Origin of the sequence: Bradyrhizobium sp. NC92, from assembly GCF_025200865.1 — a bacterium.
Classification (GTDB): Bacteria; Pseudomonadota; Alphaproteobacteria; order Rhizobiales; family Xanthobacteraceae; genus Bradyrhizobium.
Map to the genome: position 1 here is coordinate 6,992,085 of NZ_CP104171.1, position 25,853 is coordinate 7,017,937.

The 25,853-nt window shown below is 58.8% G+C and carries 18 protein-coding genes and 8 pseudogenes; 12 read left to right on the forward strand and 14 right to left on the reverse strand.

The features are described 5' to 3' along the window. From N2602_RS32645 to N2602_RS32660, 4 genes are read left to right on the forward strand one after another with little or no spacing between them, the layout of a single operon-like run. On the forward strand, positions 1-342 hold the full coding sequence (locus N2602_RS32645; RefSeq protein WP_260380689.1) for a cupin domain-containing protein: 342 nt from the start codon (positions 1-3) through the stop codon (positions 340-342). Continuing rightward, complete coding sequence (locus tag N2602_RS32650; RefSeq protein WP_260380690.1) at positions 339-1,427, forward strand: FAD-binding oxidoreductase; 1,089 nt, start codon at positions 339-341, stop codon at positions 1,425-1,427. The genes N2602_RS32645 and N2602_RS32650 overlap by 4 nt, the downstream gene beginning before the upstream one ends. A gap of 11 nt (positions 1,428-1,438) precedes the next feature. Next, positions 1,439-2,590, forward strand: a complete 1,152-nt coding sequence (gene alr, locus N2602_RS32655; protein ID WP_260380691.1) for an alanine racemase — start codon at positions 1,439-1,441, stop codon at positions 2,588-2,590. Positions 2,591-2,601: 11 nt separating this feature from the next. Next, positions 2,602-3,318, forward strand: a complete 717-nt coding sequence (locus tag N2602_RS32660; RefSeq protein ID WP_260380692.1) for a hypothetical protein — start codon at positions 2,602-2,604, stop codon at positions 3,316-3,318. A gap of 159 nt (positions 3,319-3,477) precedes the next feature. Here N2602_RS32660 and N2602_RS32665 read toward each other — a convergent pair. After that, positions 3,478-4,669: pseudogene (locus tag N2602_RS32665) on the reverse strand (IS3 family transposase). Between the two features lie 1,388 nt (positions 4,670-6,057). On the opposite strand from N2602_RS32665, the gene N2602_RS32670 reads away from it, so the two are divergent. Beyond that, positions 6,058-6,333 (forward strand): hypothetical protein, encoded by a 276-nt coding sequence (locus N2602_RS32670; RefSeq protein ID WP_311738697.1) that lies wholly within the window; start codon positions 6,058-6,060, stop codon positions 6,331-6,333. A 313-nt stretch (positions 6,334-6,646) separates the two neighbouring features. Here N2602_RS32670 and N2602_RS32675 read toward each other — a convergent pair whose 3' ends face one another. Further along, positions 6,647-8,023, reverse strand: coding sequence for an aspartate aminotransferase family protein (locus tag N2602_RS32675; protein ID WP_260380693.1), 1,377 nt, complete (start codon positions 8,021-8,023; stop codon positions 6,647-6,649). Between the two features lie 241 nt (positions 8,024-8,264). On the opposite strand from N2602_RS32675, the gene N2602_RS32680 reads away from it, so the two are divergent. Continuing rightward, positions 8,265-9,028 (forward strand): IS5 family transposase gene (locus tag N2602_RS32680; RefSeq protein ID WP_260380694.1). Its coding sequence is split into 2 segments (ribosomal slippage): positions 8,265-8,576 and positions 8,579-9,028, totalling 762 coding nucleotides; the frame shifts between segments, so codons are not numbered across the junction. A 1,133-nt stretch (positions 9,029-10,161) separates the two neighbouring features. On the opposite strand, the gene N2602_RS32685 is transcribed toward N2602_RS32680, so the two are convergent. The 5 genes and pseudogenes from N2602_RS32685 to N2602_RS32705 all read right to left on the reverse strand — a co-directional run bounded on the left by N2602_RS32685 (position 10,162) and on the right by N2602_RS32705 (position 15,062). Continuing rightward, on the reverse strand, positions 10,162-11,385 hold the full coding sequence (locus N2602_RS32685) for a CoA transferase (protein ID WP_311739363.1): 1,224 nt from the start codon (positions 11,383-11,385) through the stop codon (positions 10,162-10,164). Next, a pseudogene (locus N2602_RS32690) lies at positions 11,386-12,371 on the reverse strand (CoA transferase); the annotation flags it as partial. It abuts the gene before it with no gap. A 439-nt stretch (positions 12,372-12,810) separates the two neighbouring features. Next, entirely contained in the window at positions 12,811-13,176 is a 366-nt protein-coding gene (locus N2602_RS32695) for an SDR family oxidoreductase (protein WP_253075617.1), read from the reverse strand. 121 nt (positions 13,177-13,297) lie between these two features. Beyond that, positions 13,298-13,597, reverse strand: a pseudogene (locus N2602_RS32700) (SDR family NAD(P)-dependent oxidoreductase); the annotation flags it as partial. Positions 13,598-13,778: 181 nt separating this feature from the next. Further along, on the reverse strand, positions 13,779-15,062 hold the full coding sequence (locus N2602_RS32705) for an aminotransferase class I/II-fold pyridoxal phosphate-dependent enzyme (protein WP_260383764.1): 1,284 nt from the start codon (positions 15,060-15,062) through the stop codon (positions 13,779-13,781). Positions 15,063-15,381: 319 nt separating this feature from the next. Between N2602_RS32705 and N2602_RS32710 the strand changes: the two are divergent. Further along, positions 15,382-15,972 (forward strand): annotated as a pseudogene (locus N2602_RS32710) (transposase); the annotation flags it as partial. Between the two features lie 354 nt (positions 15,973-16,326). Here the strand turns inward: N2602_RS32710 and N2602_RS32715 are convergent. Further along, positions 16,327-16,491, reverse strand: coding sequence for a HipA N-terminal domain-containing protein (locus tag N2602_RS32715; protein WP_260380695.1), 165 nt, complete (start codon positions 16,489-16,491; stop codon positions 16,327-16,329). Then, complete coding sequence (locus tag N2602_RS32720) at positions 16,466-16,684, reverse strand: hypothetical protein (RefSeq protein WP_409241855.1); 219 nt, start codon at positions 16,682-16,684, stop codon at positions 16,466-16,468. Before N2602_RS32720 ends, N2602_RS32715 begins: the two co-directional genes overlap by 26 nt. Before the next feature lie 307 nt (positions 16,685-16,991). Between N2602_RS32720 and N2602_RS32725 the strand changes: the two genes are divergently transcribed. Then, the gene (locus N2602_RS32725) at positions 16,992-17,396 is read left to right on the forward strand and encodes a hypothetical protein (protein ID WP_260380696.1); all 405 of its coding nucleotides are present in this window, start codon (positions 16,992-16,994) and stop codon (positions 17,394-17,396) included. Between the two features lie 701 nt (positions 17,397-18,097). Here N2602_RS32725 and N2602_RS32730 read toward each other — a convergent pair. The 4 genes and pseudogenes from N2602_RS32730 to N2602_RS32745 all read right to left on the reverse strand — a co-directional run. Continuing rightward, positions 18,098-18,637 (reverse strand): hypothetical protein, encoded by a 540-nt coding sequence (locus N2602_RS32730; protein ID WP_260380697.1) that lies wholly within the window; start codon positions 18,635-18,637, stop codon positions 18,098-18,100. Positions 18,638-19,455: 818 nt separating this feature from the next. Beyond that, a complete protein-coding gene (locus tag N2602_RS32735; RefSeq protein WP_260380698.1) occupies positions 19,456-19,665 on the reverse strand; it encodes a response regulator transcription factor in 210 nt (69 codons plus the stop codon). 752 nt (positions 19,666-20,417) lie between these two features. Continuing rightward, positions 20,418-21,153 (reverse strand): annotated as a pseudogene (istB, locus tag N2602_RS32740) (IS21-like element helper ATPase IstB). 11 nt (positions 21,154-21,164) lie between these two features. Beyond that, positions 21,165-21,946 (reverse strand): annotated as a pseudogene (locus tag N2602_RS32745) (Mu transposase domain-containing protein); the annotation flags it as partial. A 47-nt stretch (positions 21,947-21,993) separates the two neighbouring features. Between N2602_RS32745 and N2602_RS32750 the strand changes: the two are divergent. From N2602_RS32750 to N2602_RS32765, 3 genes are all read left to right on the forward strand, one after another. Next, positions 21,994-22,260 carry a Y4bD/Y4pK family protein gene (locus N2602_RS32750; RefSeq protein WP_260380699.1) on the forward strand — a complete coding sequence of 89 codons (267 nt, stop codon included), beginning with the start codon at positions 21,994-21,996 and terminating at the stop codon, positions 22,258-22,260. A gap of 164 nt (positions 22,261-22,424) precedes the next feature. Continuing rightward, a complete protein-coding gene (locus tag N2602_RS39045; protein WP_409241856.1) occupies positions 22,425-23,402 on the forward strand; it encodes a helix-turn-helix domain-containing protein in 978 nt (325 codons plus the stop codon). A 30-nt stretch (positions 23,403-23,432) separates the two neighbouring features. Next, the gene (locus N2602_RS32765; protein ID WP_260380701.1) at positions 23,433-25,232 is read left to right on the forward strand and encodes a recombinase family protein; all 1,800 of its coding nucleotides are present in this window, start codon (positions 23,433-23,435) and stop codon (positions 25,230-25,232) included. An 18-nt stretch (positions 25,233-25,250) separates the two neighbouring features. Here the strand turns inward: N2602_RS32765 and N2602_RS32770 are convergent. Beyond that, positions 25,251-25,496: pseudogene (locus N2602_RS32770) on the reverse strand (IS21 family transposase); the annotation flags it as partial. 32 nt (positions 25,497-25,528) lie between these two features. On the opposite strand from N2602_RS32770, the pseudogene N2602_RS32775 reads away from it, so the two are divergent. After that, positions 25,529-25,799, forward strand: a pseudogene (locus tag N2602_RS32775) (transposase); the annotation flags it as partial. Between the last annotated feature and the right edge of the window lie 54 nt (positions 25,800-25,853).

Below are 25,853 nucleotides of genomic sequence, written 5' to 3' on the forward strand. Positions count from 1 at the left end.
ATGAAGAATGCACAGCTGATTGCCTTAGGTGACATCACAGTCTACAGCCCTGGCGTACTGATGCAGACTGTCACACGAATAGGTGATCCCCAGACCACTTGTCCCGTCGACCTCATTGAATTCTGGCTGGATCCGTTCGCCGCCTCGACACCCCATTCCCATCCTGCCACGGAGATCTGGCGCATCACGAGCGGCTACGGCCAGGTCATAACCGACGATGGCGCTTTGCCAATCAAGGCAGGCGACCTCGTGTTTCTGCGACCAGATCGAACCCATCATTTGGAAAATCTCGCCAACGAGATTCTAAGCGCTCTGTCTATCTCCTGGATGGCAACTCGATGACGAACGAGACCTACGACCTCGCGATCATTGGCGCCGGCGTCATGGGCCTCAGCGCCGCCTTCATCGCAGCGAGCAATCGCCCGCGGGACAGACTCGTCATCTTCGAACGAGATGTCGTTGGGGCAGGCGCCAGTCGGTTTGCGCCCGGCATCCAAATCAACATCTGTCGTAACGAGAGGGAAAGACAGCTCATCAATCATAGTTCGAAATTCTGGCAAGGGATCTATCCCCATGGGCTTTGGCCCGTCGGTCGCGACTGTGATGTGTTTTGGCTGACACGTAATCCCAAAGCGCTCGCGCGTCTGAGTAGCGTGGGCGGCACGACCCCATCAACCTCTTCCGCACTGAAGCAGAGGCTTTCCTCTCTGCCGCATTTCTTTGTTCCCAGCGATACCGCCGTGGAACTGGATCGGGGTTCTTACAGTCCAGTAGATCGCATTGTTCAGGATTTGGCCCAAAGGCTCAAGGCAGCCGGGGTCTCTCTGTACGAACGGACATCTATTAAAGGGATACGGCAGGGACCAAGCAATATTCTTCTTCAAACCTTGGATAATAGAGAATATCTGGCGAGACGGGCCGTCCTGGCAATTGGTCCATGGCTACCCGATTCACCGTTGGTTGCGCATCTCACAGACACACCGCGAATGCGCGTCAAGAAGGTCGTCGCGCTTCATCTCGCGGCACGCCCTACCCCCAAATGTCCAATGATCGGCTTGTTCGATGATTACGCTTTCCTCATTCCCATGATTGAGGAAGGATACTGGCTGTTCAGCTTTACCTCGCAGGAATGGGATGTGAGGGCGGACTGCGATGAGCTGCATGTCAGCTCGGATGATCTTGCGCGTGCAACCGCGATCTTGGCCAAGTGGTTCTCGTGCGACGTGCCCGCGGTGGCATCAGCACGTGTGTTCTGCGATTGCTACTCCGACGATGGCGTCCCGTTCTCCCGCCCAGCCAATACTGTCGCTGGTCTGCAAATTATTAGCGGTGGTGCAGGCAATGGGTTTCGTTTTGGGCCCGGATGTGCGGAAGAGGCAATAAGGTCCCTGTATTCCCCGTATCCCGGTGTCGTCACCACGACATGATGTGAAGGCTTATGCCTGATACGATCAATATCGAAGCAAACCTCCCTCATGATCTTGCAGACATCGGTTATAGCGAGACCTCGAGATCGACCATGATTGTTGATCTGAGCGCCATTCGATCCAATTATCGGAAACTTCAGGCGCTTGCGCCCCGCAGCAGTTGCGGCGCAGTTGTCAAGGCAGACGCCTACGGTCTCGGCGCGCGACGTATAGCGCCGTTCCTTGCTGACCTTGGCTGCACGCATTTCTTCGTAGCCGATGTCGAGGAAGGCATTGCCATACGCTCTGTGCTACCATCATCTGCCAAGATCTACGTGCTTCACGGCGTGATGCCAGGTATGGAGCCGGCTGCCGAGCAGCATGATTTGTTGCCCATCCTGAACAGCAGGCAACAGTTGGATGCATGGCTGCGGCATTGCCGACGTCGCAATCGAGCGTTGCCGGCGGGTATCCATGTTGATACTGGCCTGTCTCGGCTGGGTTTTCCCATGGATGAGTTGCAGGCACTCGCCGAGAAAGAAACGGGGTTGTCCGAACTAACCACAGCGCTATTCATGAGTCAGCTTGCTTGCGCAGAGTGGAAAAATGAGGTCAGTCGTCAACAATTACGTCGTTTTCGCAAACTGACCCATTTGTTTCCGAAAGCTATTCTTTCTCTTTCGAACTCGGCAGGACTATTCGCCGGACGCCAATTCCATTTCGACCTCATAAGACTTGGGGGAGGAATTTTTGGCTTTTCCGCATCCGATCACCCCTGCTTCAAGCCGTCGCAAGTCGTCAGTCTGCGAACGCTGATCGTTCAATGCCGTGAACTGACGCATGGGGAAGCTATCGGATACCATATGTCGTACAAGGTGAAGACACGGATGCGTGTCGCCACCGCATCTATCGGTTATGCGGGTGGATTTCCGCGTATTCTTGGCAATCGGGGGCATGTCTTCATACGTGGTACTCGTGTGGCAATCGTCGGCTTCGTGTCCATGGACCTTATGACCATCGACGTAACGGAGCTGCCAACAAGCTGGACTCTGCCCGGCAGCTTGGTGGATCTGATCTGCCCAGAGCAAACTGTGGAGGCTTTGGCTTCAGCGGCGAATATGCTGAGCGATGAACTGACCACCGGGATTGGACCCCGGTGCCGCAGGCTTTATGTTCAGTGTTGACGAGATGACCGATGACCTCCTCCGCCCCTCAATTCAAGCAATTCAATCGATCAATCTATCTGGCCGCCGAAGGCATGCGCCTCATGCGTCCGAAGTACTTCACGCCTGAAGTACGCTATTTCCATGAGCGGGAAAGACTCATTCTTGACGATCTCCTTCGCTCGACCCCGTACGATTTGATCATCGAGGTTGGCTGTAGTTCCTACCGCCTCATCGGCGTCAAAAATGACGTCACTGATTACCTTGGCATCGACATAAACCCACCTCGCGCACGACGGTCAGAACATGGGGACGGAGCAGTTATCCGCTGCGATGCAAACAAATTCTTCAGAAGGAAGCGGCTGATCAATGAGATCATGAGGCGATACGACGGAAGGATACTTTGTATACTGCCATTCAATTTTCTTGGTACGATGGATGCCCCCCTGGAGTTTCTTGCACTGGTCTGCCAATCGCCCTTTGATCTCGTCTTGTCGCTGTTTTCAACCAGCGAGAGGGCAACCGTAGCACGTCTGAAGTACTATCATCTTTGTGGCATCGAGGTTCAGAGTGTGGCGCGTACCGATGACTATGTTCGCTTAGACTGCTCCAACGGCTTCCAGGCGTTCGCTTTGGATCCGATTTTTCTCAGAAATCGCATATCCGCTTATGGCCTCCGCCTGAACAATGCAGAGCATCATGACATCTGCAACTTCCTCCATTTTTCAAAAGCTCTGAAGGATATATAGGATGAGAGGCGCTGCTCGCGCAAAAGCACGTCTAACTGGCCTCAACACACTGGACCTTCGGCTTCTGAGTACGGATTTAACAGGAGATCAAACGAGGTGTGGGATGACTTAACACCACTGACTGCCATACTCTGAAGGCTTTGACCTTGCCCCCAAGTTTTATCCATTCCTGAGTTCGCCCCGGTCGTTGGATTTGCCCATTTGGGCGGTGGTTGTGACGGGAGCTGGCGCGGAGCCCTCAGCATAGCGCAGCGCCAGATCCCGTCTCGCGGGTTGCAGGTGATGGCGAACTCGGACAGCGTCCTCCATCCGAGCCGTGAGTGTGGTCGTGTGTCGTTGTAATCCGCGCGCCAGCATCCGAGCGCGACGCGGGCCTGGGCCAGCGAGGTGAACAACGTCTCGTTCAACAATTCATCCCGCAGCCGACCGTTGAAGCTCTCGATGAAGGCGTTCTGCATGGGCTTGCCTGGCGCGATGTAGTGCCAAGCGACGCGGCTCTGATCGGCCCACGTCAGAATGGCGTTGCTGGTGAGTTCGGTGCCGTTGTCGCTAATCACCGTCTTGGGCTTGCCGCGCTCGGTGATCAGGCGGTCCAGTTCCCGCGCCATCCGGGCGCCCGAGAGCGAGGTATCGGCCACTAGCGCCAGACACTCGCGGGTGCAATCGTCAACCACGGTCAGAATGCGGAAGCGACGGCCGTCGGTGAGCTGATCCGACACGAAGTCGAGCGACCAACGATCGTTGGGGGCCATCGGCGCCATCATCGGTGCCCTGGTCCCAATTGCCCGCTTGCGGCCACCACGGCGGCGTACCGCGAGCCTCTCTTCCCGGTAGAGCCGGAAGAGCTTCTTGTGGTTGACCAGATAACCCTCCCGCTTGAGCAGCACGTGCAGGCGTCGGTAACCGAAACGGCGACGTTCCTGGGCGATCGCCCTCATGCGCTGGCGAAGGCCGGCATCATCTGCGCGAGTCGCCTTGTATCTCATCGTCATGCGGCAGCAGCCGATGGCTTTACACGCCCGCCGTTCGCTCATTCCGTAGACGTCCACGAGATGGGCGACAGCTTTCCGCTTGGAAGCGGGGATCACCATTTCTTTCCCAGGAGATCTTTCAAGGCCGCATTGTCCAGCATGGCGTCGGCCAAGAGACGCTTCAGTCGGGTGTTCTCGTCCTCCAGGGTCTTCAGCCGCTTGGCCTCCGACACCTCCATCCCGCCGAATTTTGCCTTCCATTTGTAGATGCTGGCGTCACTGACGCCATGCCTGCGGCACAGATCGGCGACCGAAACGCCAGCTTCGTGCTCCTTAAAAATCCCGATGATCTGCTCTTCCGTAAAGCGACTGCGCTTCATGCTCGGTCCTTATGTGGGCCAGAGCGAACTTCAAACTGGATTAAGCCCGTGGGGCAAGGTCAGCGGTCCAACGCGCCCGCTACATGACACTGGAAACCATCGCGCCATTGAGCGATGATCCCATCGTCGGGCTACCCGCCGTGGCAGGCTGATGCCTTCCGACCCGCCGGAGCATCGGCGGTGACATACCGTCAGCTACACCACGCCACGGGGCACGATCCGCATCGATCTGAGTTTAACGTGGCGCGGGTTGCAGAGTGATGGGCTTGCCAGACTGCAGAGAATGCTTTTCTCTGAGCGTTCCGCTCAAGATCATCAGCGACTTGGCTCCCGCCTCGGCCTACTCATTGTGGCGCTCCGGCCTGAATTCGCAAGGCGCCAAGCCAACCCCACCGTCTTCTAGTTCTTGGACTGGCTTTAGCGTCTTAAGCAGGGGCGGCGAACTCAGCAGACCCGACAGTGCAAACACCCATCGATAGCTTTGGAGGAGAAGTGAACGCAAAGGAGGTCTCGCCGGACAATCTCTCGCTATGAACCCCTGCGGCTAACAGTACGCACCAAGCGGGCCTACGAAACACCTTGGCGCGCCGCTGAACACGTAAGCTTTAGCTGATTTCTTTACCGTCTTCGGCGAGGCGAGCACGCGGTCCGGAGAGTCTTGCGCACATTTCCAAGGTTCTCCTTATGCATTCTCCAGCTTTCAATCCTAGTTCGCTCATTTTCTGAAACTGTTGGTGAAGAGAAGCAAAGACGTCTGATGCGTAGGTACCGTCTATTCATTTCCAGCGAGACCGAAAGCGACCTGCCTTCCCTAGAATTGGTAGCGTGACCCGCCCGGTGTTCGCTGTAGACTTGGCCTTCGGGACGAATGGTTCGCGACTAGCGCGTCGCAATTGGTTGCCGCGATCTGCAACGATCATGCGAGATGACGGTGACAGTTCTCTAAACGTGGTACGGATCCCGCCATTTCTGAAGCCTCCAAGAACGGAGCTGCAGATGCCAAGCCCCACAGATGATCCACTTATTTCACCAACACCCACAGATTCCACGTACGGTGCCTCGCCGGAGCGGTGCAGTTCGCGCTTGGAAGCAGCAAGCGAGCTAGGCCGACAATCCCGACCTCAACAACCAGTTTTGTGCTTGGCACCACTGCGGCGGCGAACGTTCAGTGTCGTGCTCGCCGGCGCACCTTGTGAGTACAAGAAAAGTGCAGCAGATCTAAACAGACAAAGACCCATGGCGCCGTGCTGCTCCAAGCTAACGGACAACTCAAAGGCGGCACACTAGTAAGCCTCCCCGGCTATTTCTCGCATTCGAAAATGGCGAGCTGTCTCACCAACAGAACACGCAGCGGCCGATCCGCTCATGACGAGCCGATTGGTTGCCAGATGATGACGCTGCAAACTCATGGGTCAATTGTGATGAAGCTTGTTGAATATCCTTCCGGAAGCTACACTGGATCGAGGGTCTTTGTTGGCAAGAATCGTTTCGGAAACTGGGTCGTCCGCGAACAGAACGGCATTTTTGGCGGCGTGTTTGCGAGCCGGAAGCAAGCGCTCAAATACGCACTCGGCGAGAATGGCCAACATCCAGAAGCTATCCTTGAGGTATCTCGCGAGATCGAACTCGATATTCCCCACGATCCGCAGAGGCGCGTGGTCTAATCGATCGGCTAATTGAGAATGGTTGTTGGCTTTGCTGCAGCCCGCGTAAGCAGACCGCCACGCCCTTATATGAGGATGCAGATTGGCTGTAGTGCGATCACGAGCCGTGAAACAAGGCTTCGAGCTCGCGCCTAGAGGACGGGAACCAAGTCGCATCTTCGTTGGCTGCTGTCGCCGCCCGGGGTCACGCATGGCTATAGCCCGGAGGGAGCCTGAATACGTTCTTTGAGCCTCGCCAAGCAAGTTACGGCGAACATCGACCCTGGCCAAAGATCATTTAACGGCATGTTGCCGAAAAGCACTGCCGTGTCGTTCACTTGCGTGCCTCTATCGCGCCCAATATGTCTTGACGGCTCTCGAGAAAGCCTGCGAACACGTCGACGATCAACTCAGCTTCGGCACGCGTCATCGGTGACGAAATCGATGCGGCAGCACCATACGGCAGGATGATGCCGTTCTCCGCAAAGAAGCGTGTGAGCTCCTTCATTAGAGTTGCTCCGGCAGGCGTGGGATAGATCTCGCGATAGTCGCTCGGGGTTTCTGCACTCGGATGAATGCGGAAGAGTGAGGCGGCACCGGTGACACAGAGCGGAGCGCCCAGGTTCGAGATGGCCCGGCCGATCCCGTCCCGGACAATGTCCCCAAGGATCTCCAGATGTGCAAAAGCCGCATGATCGAGATGACGCATCGCAGTCAGCCCCGCTGTCATGGATAGAGGATTGGCAGAGAACGTACCGCCTTGCGGAAGCAGTGGCCGACCCACTGCGGCATCGAATACTTTCATTACGTCCTCGCGGCCGCCGATCGCTCCAATCGGCAAACCTCCGCCGATGATCTTGCCCATCGCAATGACGTCCGGAACAAGGCCGTAACGTGCGGAAGCACCCTGAAAGCTCTGCCTAAGATTGAGGACCTCATCAGCGATCACAAGAATCCCGTTCTTGCAGGCAGATTCCTGCACCGCGGCCATGAATTCAGGCTTCGGCGCAACGAGTCCCCCGCGGCTCGGCATCGGATCCAGAATGACGGCGGCAAGATCGTGCGCATTTGATGATATCAAGCGGCGTGCGCCTTCAACATCATTGAAGCGCAGCACAACCACCTCATTGAGCACGCTTGCAGGCATACCGCGATAGAAGAGCGTCGAGTTGGGCTGGTTGGCGTCACCCCAATCGTCCGGTGTCGCCGCTTGACTGACCTCGACCCAGTCATAGGCGCCATGATAGGCGACCTCGAGCTTGGCAATCTTCGAACGTCCAGTGAAGGCCCGCGCAGCTTTGATCGCAAATAGCACGGCCTCGGTTCCGGTATTAACAAAGCGAATACGGTCAGTTCTCGGAATGCGCTCGCAAAGTAATTCAGCGAGCTCGATCTCGCTCTCCGTCGGATTTGCGAAGCAGCTGCCGCGCTGGAGTTGACGGGTCAATGCTTCCACAACGGGGCCGAAGGCATGTCCATGGATCAACGTCGTGAAGTTGCAATTGAGATCGAGAAACCGGCGGCCGTCGACATCGAACAGATAGCTGCCCATCCCACGCTCAATGTAGAGCGGAGTTGGATCTCGCTCAATCGTTACCCGCGAGGTGCCGTCCGGGAAAACCCTTTGCGCCCGGGCAAAGCTTTCGGTGGACCGCCTGCCAGCGCGCAAGACTTCTGCCGCCGTATTGGAATCTGCGTTATCTTGGTTCACAACATCCTCATCGCCTTCTTGAGGTTGTCCCGAGCAGGCCGACAACAGCCATCGCAATCCAAGAAAATTCGGGCCCTGCTGTTCGGCTTCCGCGGAGTGCCGGAGGGTCTCTTGAGTGACATCGAGCCAATTTGCTCATCGGAGTGGCCGGAACATCACTTGAACTAGGTTGTGTACTCAAATTCGAGTAGCGGATCAGAGCGGACCATGATTCAAGCTACCGAACATCGGGGCTGGGATCATGCGATACGACCTGACGGATTTCGAGTGGAGTGTTATCGAACCCCTTCTCCCGAAGGACCGTGGAGGTCGCAAGCCAGGCAACAACCGCCGCGTTCTCAAGGGCATCTTTTGGGTGCTGCGCGCAGGAGCGCCGTGGCGCGATCTGCCGGCGCGATACGGGCCTTATACGACCGCTTACAATCGCTTCAACCGCTGGCGCAAAGCCGGCATCCGGGACCGGCTGATGGATGCGGTCGTCAAGGCACATGATGGCAAGGTGCAGATGATCGACAGTTCGATCGTGCGGGTCCATCAGCATGCATCCGGGGTGAAAAAAAGAGTGGAGATCGTTGTGTGGGCCGAAGCCGAGGCGGCCTCACCACCAAAATCCACGCGCGCGTCGACGCGAAAGGCCGCCCGGTCCGCCTCATGATCACCCCCGGCGAGGCCCACGACGTGACGTGCGCCGAAGCCCTGTTCGACGGACTCGATGCGCGCGCCATTGTCATCGCCGACAAAGGTTACGATGTCGATCGTGTTCGTGCCCACATCCGTGATCAAGGCGCGACCCCCAACATTCCGAACAAATCCAACCGGAAGAAGAGGTTCCGGTGGAAGAAGGCCATCTACCGCGAGCGCAACCACGTTGAGCGCTTCTTCAATAAGCTAAAGCAGTTTCGACGCATCGCCACCCGTTACGACAAGCTCGGCGCGACGTTCTTCGCTTTCGTTCAACTCGCTTCGGTGCGAATTTGGCTTCGATCAATTGAGTCCACACCCTAGATTAGCAGCCTTTCGTGCCGGCCCGCCGCCGCCTTCGGCAATTTCTTCTTGATATTTGTTCGGTACTCGCTTGTATCCTCGCGGGCTTACAGTAACGAGCTTGCTTGCAGGCGTCTGGCCCATGCGCCGCAAAGACCGATTGGTGTGGGAGATGGCATAACTAACGGCCGCGTATGGCGATTCTGCTGATACCTTCCGATTAGCTGCATCACAGCGGACGGCGAGTGGCTAGCTGACCGTATTCATTCATGTAAGATCGCGATACTACCTACTCTGGTTATAATCGGGCCTTTAGTGGGAAACGTCTCGTTAGCATCGGTTTGAAGATGGCGCCAAACAAAAGATCCGCCCTACTCGTTGCACCCGGGCGGACAATTAGGACACGCGACAGTATCTTTTCTCTTCGCGCCGCAAAAGTTTACCCCCGAGCAGGATCTACTCATCACGCCGATGGCTTCTTAGGGGGTCCAAATTGATTTGCGGGGAAGTATATGGATCGCGAGCCTGAGCTGCGCTACTGGGCGGGACGAAGAACATATCCGTCTAGCCTTGTCGGCATTCGGAAGAGGCTTGTGCCCGGCCTATCCGGAACACGTACAAGCAGGCATATTCGCTTCGAGGATCAGAAGCAGTCTGCATCGGAAGTCCCCGCACGGCTTTGGACGACGGCTACAGGCGCTGACGCTTTGTGTCGCTGCACCGCACACAGCTCAGGGCACGGCTCGGATTGCTGAAGTGCGCACCGCGGTTGGTGCCGTCAAGCGATCACGGCCATATTGGTGCAAGGATAGCCGATGATCAGTCTTGTTCGCGCCCATCGCTCCATGCAATCGAGCCTTGTTGCGCCTTTACCCCTGCGGCGGAACAGTGAACGCTGCCACTAAGACTCTCAAAGCGGGTTGGCCGGACTGAAAGAGGAGCGTTCGGCAACCTGGGTGGTCGTGTTAACCTATGAGATTGGCGAGACCTTCTTTGTTCTTGTGAGCTCGTCTTCGGAAAGCATCACCGTGCCGATGATACCGTCTCTCCCCAAGTGCGCGATCTCTGTGTCCGAAAGCCCAAGAAGTTCTGATAGAATCTCTCTGTGATGTTGTCCAAGTGTTGGTGCCGCTGTGCGGCTTGCATTGGGCCTTTCACCCTTCCCCAATGGGTATGGACGGCTGCGGATGCCGGCCAATGAAAGCGCGTTCGGCGTCTTGCAGATAGCCGCGCGATTTGAGATGCCTATCACCGAGCAGATCAATTGGCAGGCGGGCGACGCAGGCCGCTATCCTTGCGGCCTGCAACTCGGACATCGCCTGGTCCGCATCGCGGGTGATCGTCCAGGCTGCGATCGCTTGTTCGATCAAATCCTCGCTATCACGGCGAGCTTCAGCGGTTTTCAGCGAAACGTCTTTGGCCCAGTCTGGCCGCCCAATGAGCCTGGCAAGCCTCTGCCACATCTCGTGATCGGTCGCGGCTACTATGACCCAATTGTCCTCACCGGCACACCGGAAGCAGCCATGCGGCACGAATTGCGGATGTCGATTGCCCTGTTTTACCGGTGGCGCACTGTCGATCGAATGGAGCGTGATCCATGGAGCTGCAAACGGCAGCATGCATTCGATCTGCGCAAGATCAATGAACTGCCCTCGCCCGGTGTTACGAGCGTGGATCAGCGCAACCAGAACTGCAGCGCAGCCGTTCAAGCCACCTACGGCATTTCCAAAGGCAATGTGACTCATCACGGGAGGCCCGCCGGCCTTGCTGATCAGACTCGGCAACCCTGAGCCCTGCTCGAGAGTCGAACCATAGGCCCGGCAAGCGCGGCTGGTGCTGTTCGTGCCAAAGGCTGACATCGACATCATGACAAGTCGCGGATTGAGCGTTCTAAGCACGTCGTACCCCAGCCGGAGTTTGGGCAGCTCATCGACCGAATAGTTGTCGACGACAATATCAGCTCCCGTAGCAAGCCGCTTTGCAAGAGTGAGGCCCTGCTGTCGCGTCAGGTCAAGGGTGATGCCGCGCTTGTTCCGGTTTGCCATGCAGAAGCGCGCCCTCTTTTCATACATCCGGTCCTCGATATAAGCAGGCCGTCGGTCAACGCCACGCCACCAGTCCGGATACTGGATGGCCTCTATCTTGATGACGTCCGCACCAAGGTCAGCCAGTGTGCGCGTACATAAGGGCCCCGCCCAGCCCATCGAGAAGTCGACGACGCGAATTCCCTCCAATGGTGGCCCGCATGCGTCGATGAGGTCGGACGATGACGACATGGTGCCGGTGAGCCGCCTTCCCATATGCGCTACGCTCTGCTGCTTCCCTGGGGCCGGAACTTTGCCGCCCCGGCGCGGCGGTGTCAGTGTCAGCCCCTGCATCGAGCCGGCCGTCTGGCCCTCGTCTTCGCCAAGCAGGACAGGCACGATTGCGCCGCGCTCTCTCTTCTCCGCGTCCTGCAACAGATCGGGCATTTCGGGCACCGGTACGATCGGGATCTTGCGTTTCAGTCCTTCCGCAAACCACTCGCGCGCGGTGCGCGTTTTCAGCCTCGGAATGAACTGCCGTTCAATCCGCTGCATGTGTTGCAGACGATCGGCCCGCATGAAGAGGGACCGATCGTCACGCAGTTTGGAGAGCCCCAGCATATCGCAGAACCCGCGCCATTGCGCCGGAGTGATTGTCGTAACGCCGAGCCAGTTCCTTTTGTTTTGTAGATGCCGATCGGAAAGTTCGGCCAGAAGCGGTTGATGCCAGTTCGCCGCATCACATCCCCGTGCTCATACGCCTCGAACATCTGGTACTCGCTGAGGGCGAGGCTCGATTCGAAAACGCTGAGCGACCACGACCATCGTCTTCCACTGCGCCTTATTCCCAGAACCGTCGAAGCAGCCGCCGCGATGAAGCCCCACAGACCAGCTAAGATACCAGTCTGGAAATCCGGTGCGTGCAATCGCGGCCCCTCGGACGGTCCAGCCAGCTTGATGAGGACGGCGAGCGCGCGTATCGTCGAATCGGTTGCGGCGAATCCTGCATAGGGCCCCTCGCGGCCAAACCAGCTTGCTTCAAGGTGAATCAACCCGGGGCGCTTCTGCCGGATCGCGGCGATATCAATGGAAGGGCACTCTGCGGGATCAATATCGCGGCCATCAATCAGAATATTGCAATCTTCGATCAGCTCCGTCAGCTGCGCAACCGCGTCTGGGTCAGTGACATCGATAATAAGGCTCGACTTGTTGAAGTTCAGGAATGCAAACCACGGGCTCTGGCCAGAAGGCGTGAGTGGCGCGCTAGCGCGGAGTGGATCTCCACCTGGCGGCTCGATCTTCTGAACATCGGTCCGAAGTCGGCAAACAACCGCGCGCAATAGCTGGTTGCCGCCGAGCTACCGATCTCGACGACGCGCAGATGCGAAAATACTTCCATCTGGGGCTCCATTTTCCCTCGAGCTGATACTGCGCAATGTCACTTGCTCGCGAAGCTAGCTTGCAGACGCGGCGAGCGTGGCGCGGTTTACCAGGCCATCGTCGAAGGGGCCCGACTGCGATCTGGTGCATACAACCCCTGATGCAACCCTGGCATCTTTCGGAAGCGATGACTTGGTTGCTAACCATTGCGATAAAGACGCATGAAAGCCGACACGAGAGGACCCCGCCTCCGATCGACTTATCCGCTCCCGTCGATCAATCTTCTCCATGCACCCCGCGCAACTAAATGCCGTTTGCGCCGCAAGACAGTTGAGGACACGGTGAAGGCGGGCAAACCCAGCATTTTACTATCAACGATCAAATGCGATATGCATCGGCTTACGCGGCGAACTCGCCGCCTGTCATATCGATGGTTGCGCCGGTGATAAAGCCCGCCATGGGCGAGGCCAAAAAGCTTACGACATGCGCCACCTCCTCAGCAGTTCCAAAACGGCCGACCGGAATCCTGCTGAGAGCCGCGCGGTTCACCGCGGCCTCGGGTGGTCCGGTCAGATCGCTGAGAATCCGTCCAGGAGCGATACAGTTGACCGTGGTACCATATGGCGCGAGATCCCGCGCAGCAGCGCGGGTTAATCCGACCAGTCCCGCCTTCGAAGCGGCATAATGTGGCCCAGCGATCATGGGCATGGCGCGCCCCGCAAGTGACCCGACATTGATGATGCGGCCATAGCCTTTCGCAATCATTGCGGGCGCCAGGAGCCGTAGGAGAATGAAGGGGTCGCTGAGATTGACGTCGATACCCGCGCCATTCATCGAGGGACGTCTGCGAAAGCCAAGGTGCATTTTGGTCCACGCGCTTGGGGGAGATGCCAGCATTGTTTACCAAACTCGTTATTTCGCCCCAACGCTCTTGGATGCGGCCAACAAATCCATGCACATCATCGTGTCGAGTTACGTCAATGCTCTCGGCATAGAGCCGCTCTTCCGCGCAGCCGAGAAGATTGAGCGCCCGCTCCACATGATCTGCTTTTGTCGCAACAAAGGCGACGCGATAGCCATCGACCAAGAACCGGCGTACGATCTCCAGTCCAATCCCGCGCGCTCCTCCAGTCACAAGCGCAACGCGCCCGTCGCTTTGCTCGCCGAGTTCTCCTGGCTTCGGCATGTTTAGACAATCGCAACCGGCGTTACGAGCGAGTAACGCCCTGTTGAGAACAATGGCCCGAACAATCCGCAGATGTCTAGGACGTCGAATAATGGATTGAGATTTGACAAGCCTTTATCATCCTTCTTGATATAAGGTGACAGCAACCGTATCGGGTAGCTCGATGAATTCGTCGTCTGAATTATTGCATCACCTCAAGGGTATGGCTTTCCGTCGTTTGAGCCACAGCTTCCAAGATGCAGTCGCACAATCGCGCTATATCTTTGTCTTCGTGATCGGCCGTAATGCACACTCTGATCCCTGCCTTTCCCTGCGGGACCGTCGGAAAGAATGTCACCGAAGTGTAGAAGCCGGAATCAAGGAGTAACTTGGCGATTGCAATGGCCTTGGTTTCCGATCCTATTGCAATCATCCTGATGGGGAATAGCTCTCCTTGCTGGCCGGTTTCAACATGACGATCGAATTCCTTGATACGCTGGGCTAACCGCCGCTGACGATCGCCAAGTTCTGCCGAATGGTGGATTTTGCAGGATCCGAGCGCCGCGCCAACCGCGGCCAAGTTGGGGGGTACGGAAAACGCATAGGGAATGCAGTACCTTCGAAAGAGAGCTTCTTGATCAGCCGTTCCGAGCATCACCATGCCGCCCGATGCCCCAAAACCCTTGGCCAGTGAGGCTACTATGATCGTGCGGTCCCCCAGGACTTCCGGAAACTGAGATCGAGCAAATCCTTCCCCCTGGCGTCCGACGATCGATATGCCGTGCGCATCGTCGATATAAAGAAAGAGCCCGTACCGTTCCTGGAGTTGGCGCAGCTCCTTGAGCGGCGCATCCCCTCCCATGGAGTAAACACCATCGCATACATAGACAACGGCTGAATGGCTGCGGCACAAGCGTTCCAGAGCGTCAAGGTCGTTGTGCGCAATTGTTTCCACGCCCGTTTCATCAGCAACCACAGGCTTGTGATAGGCCAGCGATAAGTGCGCAAGGCGGTCGAACACCACAAGCGGCTTTCTTCCACCGGTCAATTCGCCCGATGCAAGGAGTGGCATCGCACCTAGATTCGCGAGCATGACAGTGGAAAAGGCGATCACGCGTGCGGAGAACATCTCCGACAGGATTGTTTCAAGTTCTGCCAGAAGATCGAAATTGAGCCGCGTTCGTGCGCAGGACCAATGCAACGACCGATGCGCCTCGATCGCGTCGATCGCGGCAGCGACAATGACGGGATGATTGTCCAAGCCCAGATATGAACATCGCACGAAATCAATTATTTCCGGTCGCTCCTCAAGTGAACCCGAGCCCAGAGCGAAAGCACGCCCCGTCGTCGAACGTCCATGGATGCCCATTAGACCAGCCTCGTGGGCTGCATCGAAATAGCGACGGCTCTTATTGATCATGTAACTGGTGTTCCGGAAATGTCCGGCCGGCCGACCATCCTCAGAGAGCGAGCTCCGCTGTGGCATTTGATACTCCGTTGCATGCGGTTGGAGGGGACGGCTGAGTAGCGCGGTCGGCACTTGGGCGACCGCTTGTACTGGATTTTGGCGCAGCTCAACTGCCTTCTTTCTCAAAAGCGACTTAACCATTGGCGAGTTTGCTTGGGCAGCCACCAAGTCCGATAGGCTAGAGCGGACACGTAATTGCCGCGCTTTCCATTGCGACACAAATCGCTCGTAGGCAATCAACATCTCGTAGTCGCGCAACGCCTTACTGTGGTAGGCATAGGCTGGACCACGCCGGCTACCCTTCTGCCATTATAGCGATGGTTGGACATGAGGCTAGGCGAAGACAGCTGACCATGCTCGCAAGCATTGGAATTTCCGAGGCTACGATCTACAATTGGAAGGCCATTTTGACGGTATGGAGGTCTCCGAGGCCAAACGACACTGAAGGCCTTGGAAGAGGTTAACGCGAAGCTGAAGAAGCTCGGGGTGAGCAGATGCTCGATGCGGCCGCGCTTCGCGAGCTACTTTCAAAAAATGGTAGGCCCGCCGCTAAGCGCGCTGCCGTCACGCATCTGCAGGCCGTCAAGAGCCTGTCGGAACGGCGGCCCTGCTCGATCGTGAGCGCGAATCGGAAGATGATCCGCCATTTTTCCAGCCGCCCTCCTGAGGCAGAGCTGGGAGCCGGCTGCGAGATTTCGCCAACGAGCGCAGGCATTTCGGCTAACGCCGGCTGTTCGTCCTGCTGCGGCGGGAGACCGCCGTCTGGGATCAACCGGATCTACCGGCTTTATCGCGAGGAAGAGTGGCCGTCCGGATCTGCTCGGCGCAAGGCGTGGGGACCCGGGCCCCGATCTTGGTGGAGGTCAGATTCAGCGCGCGACTTGCTCACGGCCAGTTCGCTAACGGCCGGCGCTTCCACGTCGTCTCTTGAACAAGCCAGGAGCACTCTACGAACGCAGGAATCCTGCTTTCACCTGACGCTTCTGGCTCGATTGCAAGGCTCGGGAACAGTAATGACGAAACAATGGATCAACATGTCGTAAGCTCGGCCGGCGTGTGATGTCCTCTCGGTTAGCGACTGCTTCGATCTCCCTTGTCACTTGGCGGATCCGTTCTTCGAGGCGGCAGAGATCGTTGTAGTGATCGCCGACCAGACGCCGCATCATTGGTGATAAGTCGTTCCCTTCATCTTTCAAAGCGTGCGGCAACTCGAGCTTGAATATTCCAGCACCCTGATGCAAAGCTACGCCGTACTCGAGGCAGAAAGCCCGCATCTGACTGATCAGGCGCGTCCGTGCGACGCCCGCGAGAGCGGCATGGTGAGCGACACAGGGAAGGCGCCAGTCAGCCCTCGCCAGGATTCGGCATAGGTGAAGGCTGACGCTTCGTGGGCGGCCGTGATCCAGCCGACCTCTCGCGTCTCAAAGTAGGCCGGAAGACGGTTCATGTGGCTCCTCCTCGTCGCTGTCGGGAATGTCCGGTGTCTCGGAAGTGTTCGCGCGGCGGGCTTGGGCCTTCTTGAGAACATCCTCGATGCGCAGCCCGAGCACGTTTGCCACGTGCAGACTGCGCCCGAGCTGACGGGTGCTTTTTCCGGCCTCAAGGTCGACGATGAAGCGCTTTCCTGTCCCGCTCACCATGGCCAGCTGGTCCTGCCGGAGGCCCTGCCGTTTGCGTTCTTGCTGGATGAGGCGACCGAATGCTGCAGCAAACTCGGCCGCTTGGCGCGCGACACCGGTCTCGCCACGAGCCTCGTTTCCGCCCTAGGGGGGAGTGCCCTTGGAAGTGTGTTCATAGCTCTCTCGCCTAAAGTTACCGATCGGGAACATTCCGCCAAGTCGATGGAAGGAGGATCAAAGTTACCGAACGGGAATATTTCCCCTTAAGTGAGGCTTAACGGCCCGAAAAGTTACCGATCGGGAATTTTTCTCCAATGAACGGGGTTCATTGAAGAAGGAGCTCGACGACGGAAGGCTGGAAATCCCCGCGAACTCTCTGCAGTCGCGAGGGACAGACAATTCCCGCGGTCACAACACGCTCCTAGCCCATGCGATGCCATCACCCCAAGGTGACAAGAACATAAGCGCCGCCTTGGAAGTGCTTCTGGGGTACCGCGACCCGGCGATCCTGGCCACGAGCACCCGGGGCAATCATCTTCCATCTGCGGAAAACAAGGTCATGAGGCTGCTGCTGCTGCCAGTCAGCGCCCCAGAAAGGCAGTCGCTGCCTCTGTCACAAATCCTCTCCGATTGCGGGGGCGTTCGGCGCTCGTGGCAAAAAATTGATGAACTCGAGCAAGCTGTTTCCAGCAACAAAAGCCTCATCAGCGGGCTTGGCATAATCCTTGATTAGAAGGCGAGCCGCGCTCCAGGCGCAGCATCCGCAGGCGGACGCCGCGTGAAGCGAACATCTCCAACAGCTCCGCAGTACCCAGAGTTTGCGTGAGCAGCTCACTGGCGCAGCTGACCAAATCTGATCAACCCCTGCTCTAGCTAGCGAAAATTACGCGCGCGGCTTCCTCCGACAATCATTCCCCGCCATCAACAAGCGCGGTCGATTTGATCTCTGCTGCGCGAGAAGATAAGAACTTTACCTAAGATAGGTGCCGCGCCCTCCAAGCCGCGGCGAAATCGACGCACTCCAGCGGGTCCGCTTCTCCTGCAACGACTCCGGGCGCTCCGACGCCGACTGCGGAGCAAGTCAATGATTTTGCGGCATCGGTGATCACTTGCGCGCCGACTTCGGTTGGCGAGGGATTGGCCCAGCCCGGCACTCGAGCCCGGCGCGCACGTCAAGCTGGAGCCCTGGTTAAGCGGGGCCGCTCCCTTTAATCAGCGCGGGCCTTTTTGAGCGAGACAGGAGGTGCAGCCCGTCTTGCGTATTGCCGAGCCGAGCGCATCACGAAACACATAGTCGGCCGGGATCTGGCCCGTGTTCTGCTAACGGATTCATGCTCACGAGGTGTGCGCGACGTACACTTCCCGGCGTGTTCACGGACGAGGTTTGTAGATAGCACATGAACTTGATCGTATCGCTCCCATTCTGATCACAGACTACTCGCATAAGCTCCAACCTGTGCAATCAGAACTGATAGGAGAACTCCGTTGCCGTTTGAGCGATTCCTCCAGCTTGAGGAATATTTGCCGCCCAGGCAAGGCCAGAGCCGATTGGCGGCCAATAGCCGAAACTTTGGAGTCGCATGCTGGTTTCGAATTTGCGATGTGAGTAGCACGACAAATCGACATTCGCTTTCCGATCGCGAGCCGGAGAACGGCAGGATCGCAGTCACTTGAATGAAAATCGAGGACCTGAATCACCATGACGCTTTGCTCAGATGACAGCTCACACTCATGTGAAACAACCCGTATTGGAGCGATTGTTTTGTCGGCAGAAATTGGGCCGGCAACTGGGTTGCTCACGAAACACGCGGCGCGTTTGGCGGCCTTTTTATCGACCGCGCTGAAGCTCTGAAATACGCTCTCTTGAAGAACGGAGGCGCTCCAGAGAACTTCATCGAAGTGGCGCGTGAGATCGAGTTCGAAATTCCCAGGCCATGAACTGCAGAACACAAAGGATTGACTGCCCTTCTGCATTCGCCGACCCGTCGGAGCGGGGCACTCGCAAACGATGTTCTTCGCACTGCAACCTTCAAGGTAAGCATCTTTAGCCGTCCTACCTCGTTTCGTGCGACAGCCTAAGCCAGGAGAAGAACGCACCATCGACTATCCATCTGGCACGCGTTTCATTACGGAATCATAGCGCACAATTCAACGACCCGGTCGGTTTCATCTGCATCGATCATTTGAGCTGGAAGGCGTCGCGGGCCTAAGGCCATCTCCTGCGCACAGAGACTCAGAAACGCCCGGAGCGGCGCGTCCGCCGCAAACATGTTCGAGCTTATCTATCCGCTATATTATCGGAAGTACGCAACCTTTTGCATTTAAGCCAGCCACGCTTGGTGAGAATCGCCCGCGCTTGGATCAGCGCAGACGCTGGAATATGGCGCAAGTTCCACGAACAGCACGCTTTTGGAAATGGATTCGCGGAAGTCCCAGCCGTCTAGACCGGCTTTCCGACGACGACGACTTCAGTAGCGGAGCTGCCACGATCAACTCTCCTCAAATTTGTGCACACGCATATGACCGCTGGCGTCCGCAGCAGGGAGGACGGACCGATCACAACGTTAACCTAGGCAGCCGAATGGCCGTCGAGCTTTCAAGAGCGTTATGCCCCGGATCTAACCTCGCCTAGTGGTCCACAGCGCGCCGTGACGATCGGCGATGAAAATTGTAGCGCCGTCCATAGCTCGACAGCTGAAGTGCGTAATCCGCCTCGCATTCCGCCGGAGCAACCGACAGTTACCCCTTACATTCGCTAGATCTACAGCGGCAACGCCAAAGCGGCCGTTACTTTAGATAAGACCTAAACGCCGCGCCTTGACGACGCACTGCGTCCTGCTCATCGTTTCCAACTTTCTCATCGCATTCTTGACATGGAAGTTGACGGTGTTCTCGCTCACGTTCAGGATGACTCCGATTGCCCATGATGACTTTCCCTGCTCGATCCATCGCAAACACTGTTTTTCCCGTTCCGACAGCACAACCTCTTGCACATCCGCCATGATTTTCTCCTGGCCTCGACAGAACAGGAGAGCCATCAGCAAATGCGATGCCACTCAGTCGCGCCAGCAAACACGGGGAAGTAGGATGACTTCCTCGACGATTGCCTCAACATTCGCGCGAGGCCGCCATTCCATTGCAGCCCTTGTCGACGGGCTTGCGACATATGTCGCAAACATAACATCAGCACTGCGAGAATCGCGGCTGTCGATATTGTGTCCAAATCTACGTGAGCCGGATATCGCCCTTTCACTAAACACTCCTCCTTCCAAGGAGTGGGGAATTCTCCTGGGCCGTAGGACCAGGCTCGCGAACCCAGGTCATCCATTTGCAACCAAGGCCCTTCTTTCCACCCTTTTGGGGAGTCCCATTCAATCGAAAGCGAAAGCTTTGCCTTCGGCGCCGCCCCCCCGCAATTATGCAAATCTGCGCGTCTCAAAAAACTACCAATGCTGGCCATGATCGGCGTTTCGCCAAAAAGACATGAACTGTGACGTTGGCGCCAATCGAGGATCGGTTTCCAGAATTTAGGTGCGGATTCCGACGAAGTCGCCCGGGTGTACCGATTTGAAGTCGCCCGGGGGCGAGGCGTTCTGGCCGGTTGGTTCTCTGGCATCGGTCCAGCCGCGTGGTCAATCTGGAATCGGGGCTTGAATCTGTTTTTCTTCTGCTGCGGTTGCTGTGGGCATGTGAGCAACGCCTTGGCGTTGTCCAAGCGAAGCGGCATGTCCACAGCGCCAGGGGCTCAGGCCTTTCAGGCGGATTGCCGGGTTCGACGCAAGCTTTCGCCAGAGAGATCGAGCCGATAGGCGTTGTGGACGAGGTGATCGAGGATGGCGTCGGCGTAGGTGGGGTCGCCGATGAGCGCGTGCCACTGGTCGACCGGGAGTTGGCTGGTGACGAGGGTGGAGCGGCGGCCGTAGCGATCCTCCAGGATCTCCAAGAGGTCGTGGCGGGAGCCGGCATCGAGCGGGGCCAGGCCCCAGTCGTCGAGGATGAGCAGATCGACGCGGCCGAGCGCGCGCAGCAGGCGCGGATGGCGGCCGTCGCCGCGGGCGAGCGCCAGGTCATCGAACAGACGCGGGACGCGCCGGTAAAGGACAGAGCGATTGTCGCGGCAGGCCTTGTGGCCGAGCGCCGAAGGCAATCCAGCTCTTGCCGACGCCGGCCGGACCGCAGATCAGCAGGTTGGCGTGGTCTTCGATCCAGCGGCCCTCGACGATGCTGGCGAAGAGCGCGCGATCGAGACCGCGCGGGGTGCGGTAGTCGACATCCTCGACACAAGCCTGCTGGCGCAGCTTGGCGTGACGCAGGCGGGGGGCGAGCCGCTTGTCGTGACCCAGCGAGACTTCGCGTTCGAGCAGCAGCGCGAGCCATTCGGCGTGACCGAGGCTCGCGGCCTCGCCGGTGGCCTCGATGTCGACAAAGGCTTTGGCCATGCCGTGCAGGCCGAGCGCGTTGAGCCGGTCGAAGGTCGGATGGGTGAGCAAGGGATCACCTCCTAATTGTAGTAGCGCGGTCCGCGGATGTTGGAGTGCAGGATCGGCAGGTCGTCTGCGGAACGCTGGGGAGCAGGACGCCGATCGAGATTGTTGGCGAGGATCGATCTGACCGAGCCATAGGTGCGCGCGCCGATGTCGATCGCCCGCGCGGCTGCCGCGTCCAGGCGCTCGCGTCCGTAGGACGCGGCGAGCCTGAGGATGCCGAGACAGGCGCGGAACCCCTGCTCGGGGTGCGAGCGCTCGTCGAGAATGAGGTCGCACGATGCGCTGTTCGCCGGGCCGATCGCGGCGGCGTCCTGACGGATGCGCACGATGGTCCAGCCGGCATAGCGGCGATGGCTGGAAGCCATATGCTCCGGCACGGTGGTGTGCTTGTGATTGCCACTCATGCGCTGATGCGCGGCAATCCGCTCGCCCTTGTGGAAGATCTCGACGGTGCGGCGGTGAACCGCACCTCGACCTCGGCACGCGCGAAGCGATGTGGAACGCTGTAGTAGTGCTTCTCCACCTCGACGTGGTAGTCGAGGCTGACGCGGCGGATACGCCACTCGGCTCGCACGTAGGGGCTCGCCGGCAACGGCTTGAGCGCCGGCCGGTCGACCTCCTCGAGTAGCCGGCGGCGCGTCACGCCGAGCCGCCGGATCGGTCGCTCCTCGTTGAGCCTGGTGAGCAACTCGCCGATCGCCGCGTTGACCTCGGCGAGGCTGTAGAAGACACGGTGGCGCAGCCGGCCGAGCAGCCAGCGCTCGACGATGAGGACAGCCTGCTCGACCTTGGCCTTGGCAAAAGTTGTCGACTGCAGGTCATGCGGGTACGACCCAGCAAACGGTGCGGATCACGCATCCCTTCCATCCGCTGTGCGGTCGCAAGTTCCAGCTGATCTGTCGGCGCCGTCATTGGGGCGAAGACCGGGTGGTCTATGAGGGCCAGAACGGTCGACTTTGCACGATCGCGAGCGCCTGGACCGATATCGATCCACCCGATGAGTTCCGGCTGATCGCTGCGGGTAGAGCAGCCTTTTGCGTGATTGACCTGTTGGCACTTTGTGACGCGCTGGACCGGCTCGCGGAGAGCATGGGCGCCGGCGATGCGTAAATATAAATACGCCGCATATGTAAAGATAATAACGCCATGCCGCGGACGCGGAGTGGCGTGCTTCTGCTTTATAATCCGTGCAATATCTTCATATTGCGTCGATACGTCCATTGACACTCAACATATAGAGGCGTATTTATATTTACGTCAGATTGAGGCCGAGCATGGCCAGGGCGAAGAAGCGGGATCCGAAGAGCGAGGCGCTGGCGCAAGACGGCGTCCTCAATCCAAATCCAGAAGCCGTCCGCGACCCCTCGTTCGTCAGCAACCCATTCTGCGATGCGAAGGACCTGGTGCAGGTGCGCTACGAGATGGTGCGACGTCACCAGGTGGACGGCGTTGCGATCAGCGAGGCCGCCGAGACATTCGGCGTGACGCGCCCGACCTTCTACAAGGCGCAGAGCGCCCTACAGACCGCCGGGCTTGCCGGCCTGTTGCCGAGCCGGCGAGGCCCCAAAGGCGGCCACAAGGTCTCCGCCGAGGTCGTTGCGTTCGTCGCCGCTCTCAAAGCTGCAAGACCCGAACTGACGACGTCGCACTGCCTCGATGCGATCGAGGCGCGGTTCGGCATCAAGGTGCACCGACGCAGCCTGGAGCGGGCGCTGGCGCGCAAAAAAAACGACTCAACCCAGCTTGATCGTTGCGCCTGCGGACGCAGCGGACAGCTACGAGAAGCTACGCGCCGCCGCATTGCGCGCCGAGTTCACGGCCTGCCCGGGTCTCACCATTCTTCGTCGACGGGGATTGGCAGCGTGGATCCGAGCACGCGGGCAGGAGGCCGATACCGAGGCGGCCTGCCACGACCATCGGCTCGCGCACTCGGCCCCAGACAATCCGTCGCCCGCAACAAGCGACGTCACGCGCCTCATCGCCGGCATCCTCGTCGCCATCGCAATGGAGCCCTCCCATGCCTGAGCTCAAAGTCACTGCCGACCATCTCAAGCGCGACGCATACCTCTATGTCCGCCAATCGACCCTTCGCCAGGTCGCCGAGCACGGCGAGAGCACCGAGCGCCAATATGGGTTGCGGGATCGAGCAGTTGTGGCCGGCTGGCCGGTCGAGCGCGTTCACGTCATCGATCGCGATCTCGGCAAGTCCGGCTCAAGTACGACAGCGCGCGACGGCTTCCAGCAATTGGTGAGCGAGGTGGCGCTCGGCAAGGCGTATTGTCATGGGGCTAGAGGTCTCGCGCCTTGCGCGCAACTCGGCCGACTGGCACCGGCTCATCGAGCTTTGCGCATTGACGGCGACGCTCATCCTTGACGAAGACGGTATCTACGATCCAGCCAGCTTCAACGATCGCCTCTTGCTCGGCCTCAAAGGTACGATGAGCGAGGCCGAGCTGCACATCCTCAAAGCACGCATGCGTGGTGGTCAGCTCAACAAGGCCCGTCGCGGCGAGCTCGAGATGTGCCCTCCGGTCGGGCTGGTTTACCGGAACGATCGGACGATCGGCCTCGATCCCGACCTCCAGGTGCAGAACGCGATCCGTCTCCTGTTCGATACCTTCGAGCAGACCGGAAGTGCGATGCAAACAGTCCGCTTCTTCCGGGAGCAAGGTTTGCTGTTCCCGCGCCGACTCCGGACAGGACCGAACAAGGGTGATCTCCTGTGGGCGGCGCCGCACCATGCGCGCGTTCTGCAGGTGCTCCACAATCCGCGCTACGCCGGCGCTTTTGCGTATGGCCGAACGCGTATACGGCACCGGCCCGATGGTGGCACCAGTGTCGTCAAGGTTGCCAGGGCCGATTGGCAGTTCGTTATGCCGGGGATGCACCAGGGCTACATCGACTGGGAACGCTTCGAGGCCAACCAGCGGCGGCTCGCCGACAACGCTCGTGCCTTCGGTGGCGAGCGGCGGTCGGGACCGCCGCGCGAGGGACCGGCGCTTCTCCAAGGTCGCGTGGTCTGTGGCCTGTGTGGCGAACGCATGGGTGTACGCTACAGCCAGGAGCACGGCAGCACCGTCCCCACCTATCTGTGCCAGGCGAACGCGGTACGCCGCGCGGGATGGACCTGCCAAACAGTTCCCGGGAAGATCGTCGATGCGGGGATCGCCGACCTGATGATCGAGCTGATGACGCCGATGACGCTGGCCGTCACCCTCGAGATGCAGCGCGAGCTTGAGGCGCGCGCCGCAGAGACCGATGCAGCGCGTCGCCAGCATGTCGAGCGGATGCGCTATGAAGCCGAGCTTGCGCGTCGACGCTACATGAAGGTCGATCCCGACCACCGACTCGTCGCCGATTCACTCGAGGCCGAATGGAACGACAAGCTGCGCCGCCATGCCGATGCCGCCGAAGACTACAAGCGCCGAAGCAAACAGCAGGCTGCGGCACTCAGCGCAGAAGCCCAACGACGCATCCTTGACCTCGCCGAGCAGCTTCCGCGGATCTGGCAAGATCCGCGAGTTGACTCCCGCGAGCGCAAGCGCATCGTGCGTCTGCTCATCGACGACGTAACCTTAATCAAGTCGCAAACCATCACGGCCCATGTGCGCCTGTCCGGCGGCGCCACGCGTACCTTGGTGCTCGACCGGCCGCTACCCATCGCCCAGATCCGCAAGTTCAAACCTGAACTCGTCGCTGAGGTTGATCGTCTTCTTGACCATCATTGCGATCGCGAAGTCGCCGAGATTCTCAATAATCACGGATGGCGTACATGGGAGGCAAAGGCGTTCAATCTGAAGAAGGTTGCCTTCATTCGCGGCGCCTACAAACTTGCGAGCCGATATGAGCGGCTGCGTCGGCGTGGTATGCTCACGACGCGCGAGATCGCCACCAAGTTCTGCGTCTCCGAGACAGCCGTACACACGTGGGGTCGCCAGGGGCTCATCTCAAAATGCTATACCGACAGCCTGAACCGTGGCCTGTGGGAGATCCCGCCTGGCATGACGATCCGCAAGGGCTGCGGTGGGCGCGGCGCGCGCCCGGCGCAACTCACCGCCATCACCGCGCCATCAAAGGAATGAGGTGCAGTATGAAGCGCTCGCCTTGTCGCGCGGCTTGCGTGGTCGCGCCGGCAAGACGGCCGTGCCGTAATGCGCCGCCATCTCCGCATAGGTGCGATTGATCTGCGGGTCGTAGAGGCTCGCCTTGATGACCGCGACCTTGGTATTGTCAGGCACCAAGAGCGCCGGCACGCCGTCGATCGCCGCCAACGTGCCGACGTGGGCGCTGATCCAGTCAGCAAGCCCCTGCATCCACGTCGCCTGCGCATAGGTGAAGTTCGAGGCGGCGCCGAGGGAGCGGGGCCGTCTTCCCCATCAACGGCCGGCTGCGGGATGAATTGCTGAACGAGACGTTGTTCACCTCGCTGGCCCAGGCCCGCGTCGCGCTCGGATGCTGGCGCGCGGATTACAACGACACACGACCACACTCACGGCTCGGATGGAGGACGCCGTCCGAGGTCGCCATCACCTGCAACCCGATGACGGGATCTGGCGCTGCGCTATGCTGAGGGCTCCGCGCCAGCTCCCGTCGCTACCACCGCCCAAATGGGCAAATCCAACGACCGGGGCAAACTCAGGAATGGATAACACTTGATGTGGTGGAACGGCCCGCTCCAAACAGCATCAAAGTGCTAGAACGTG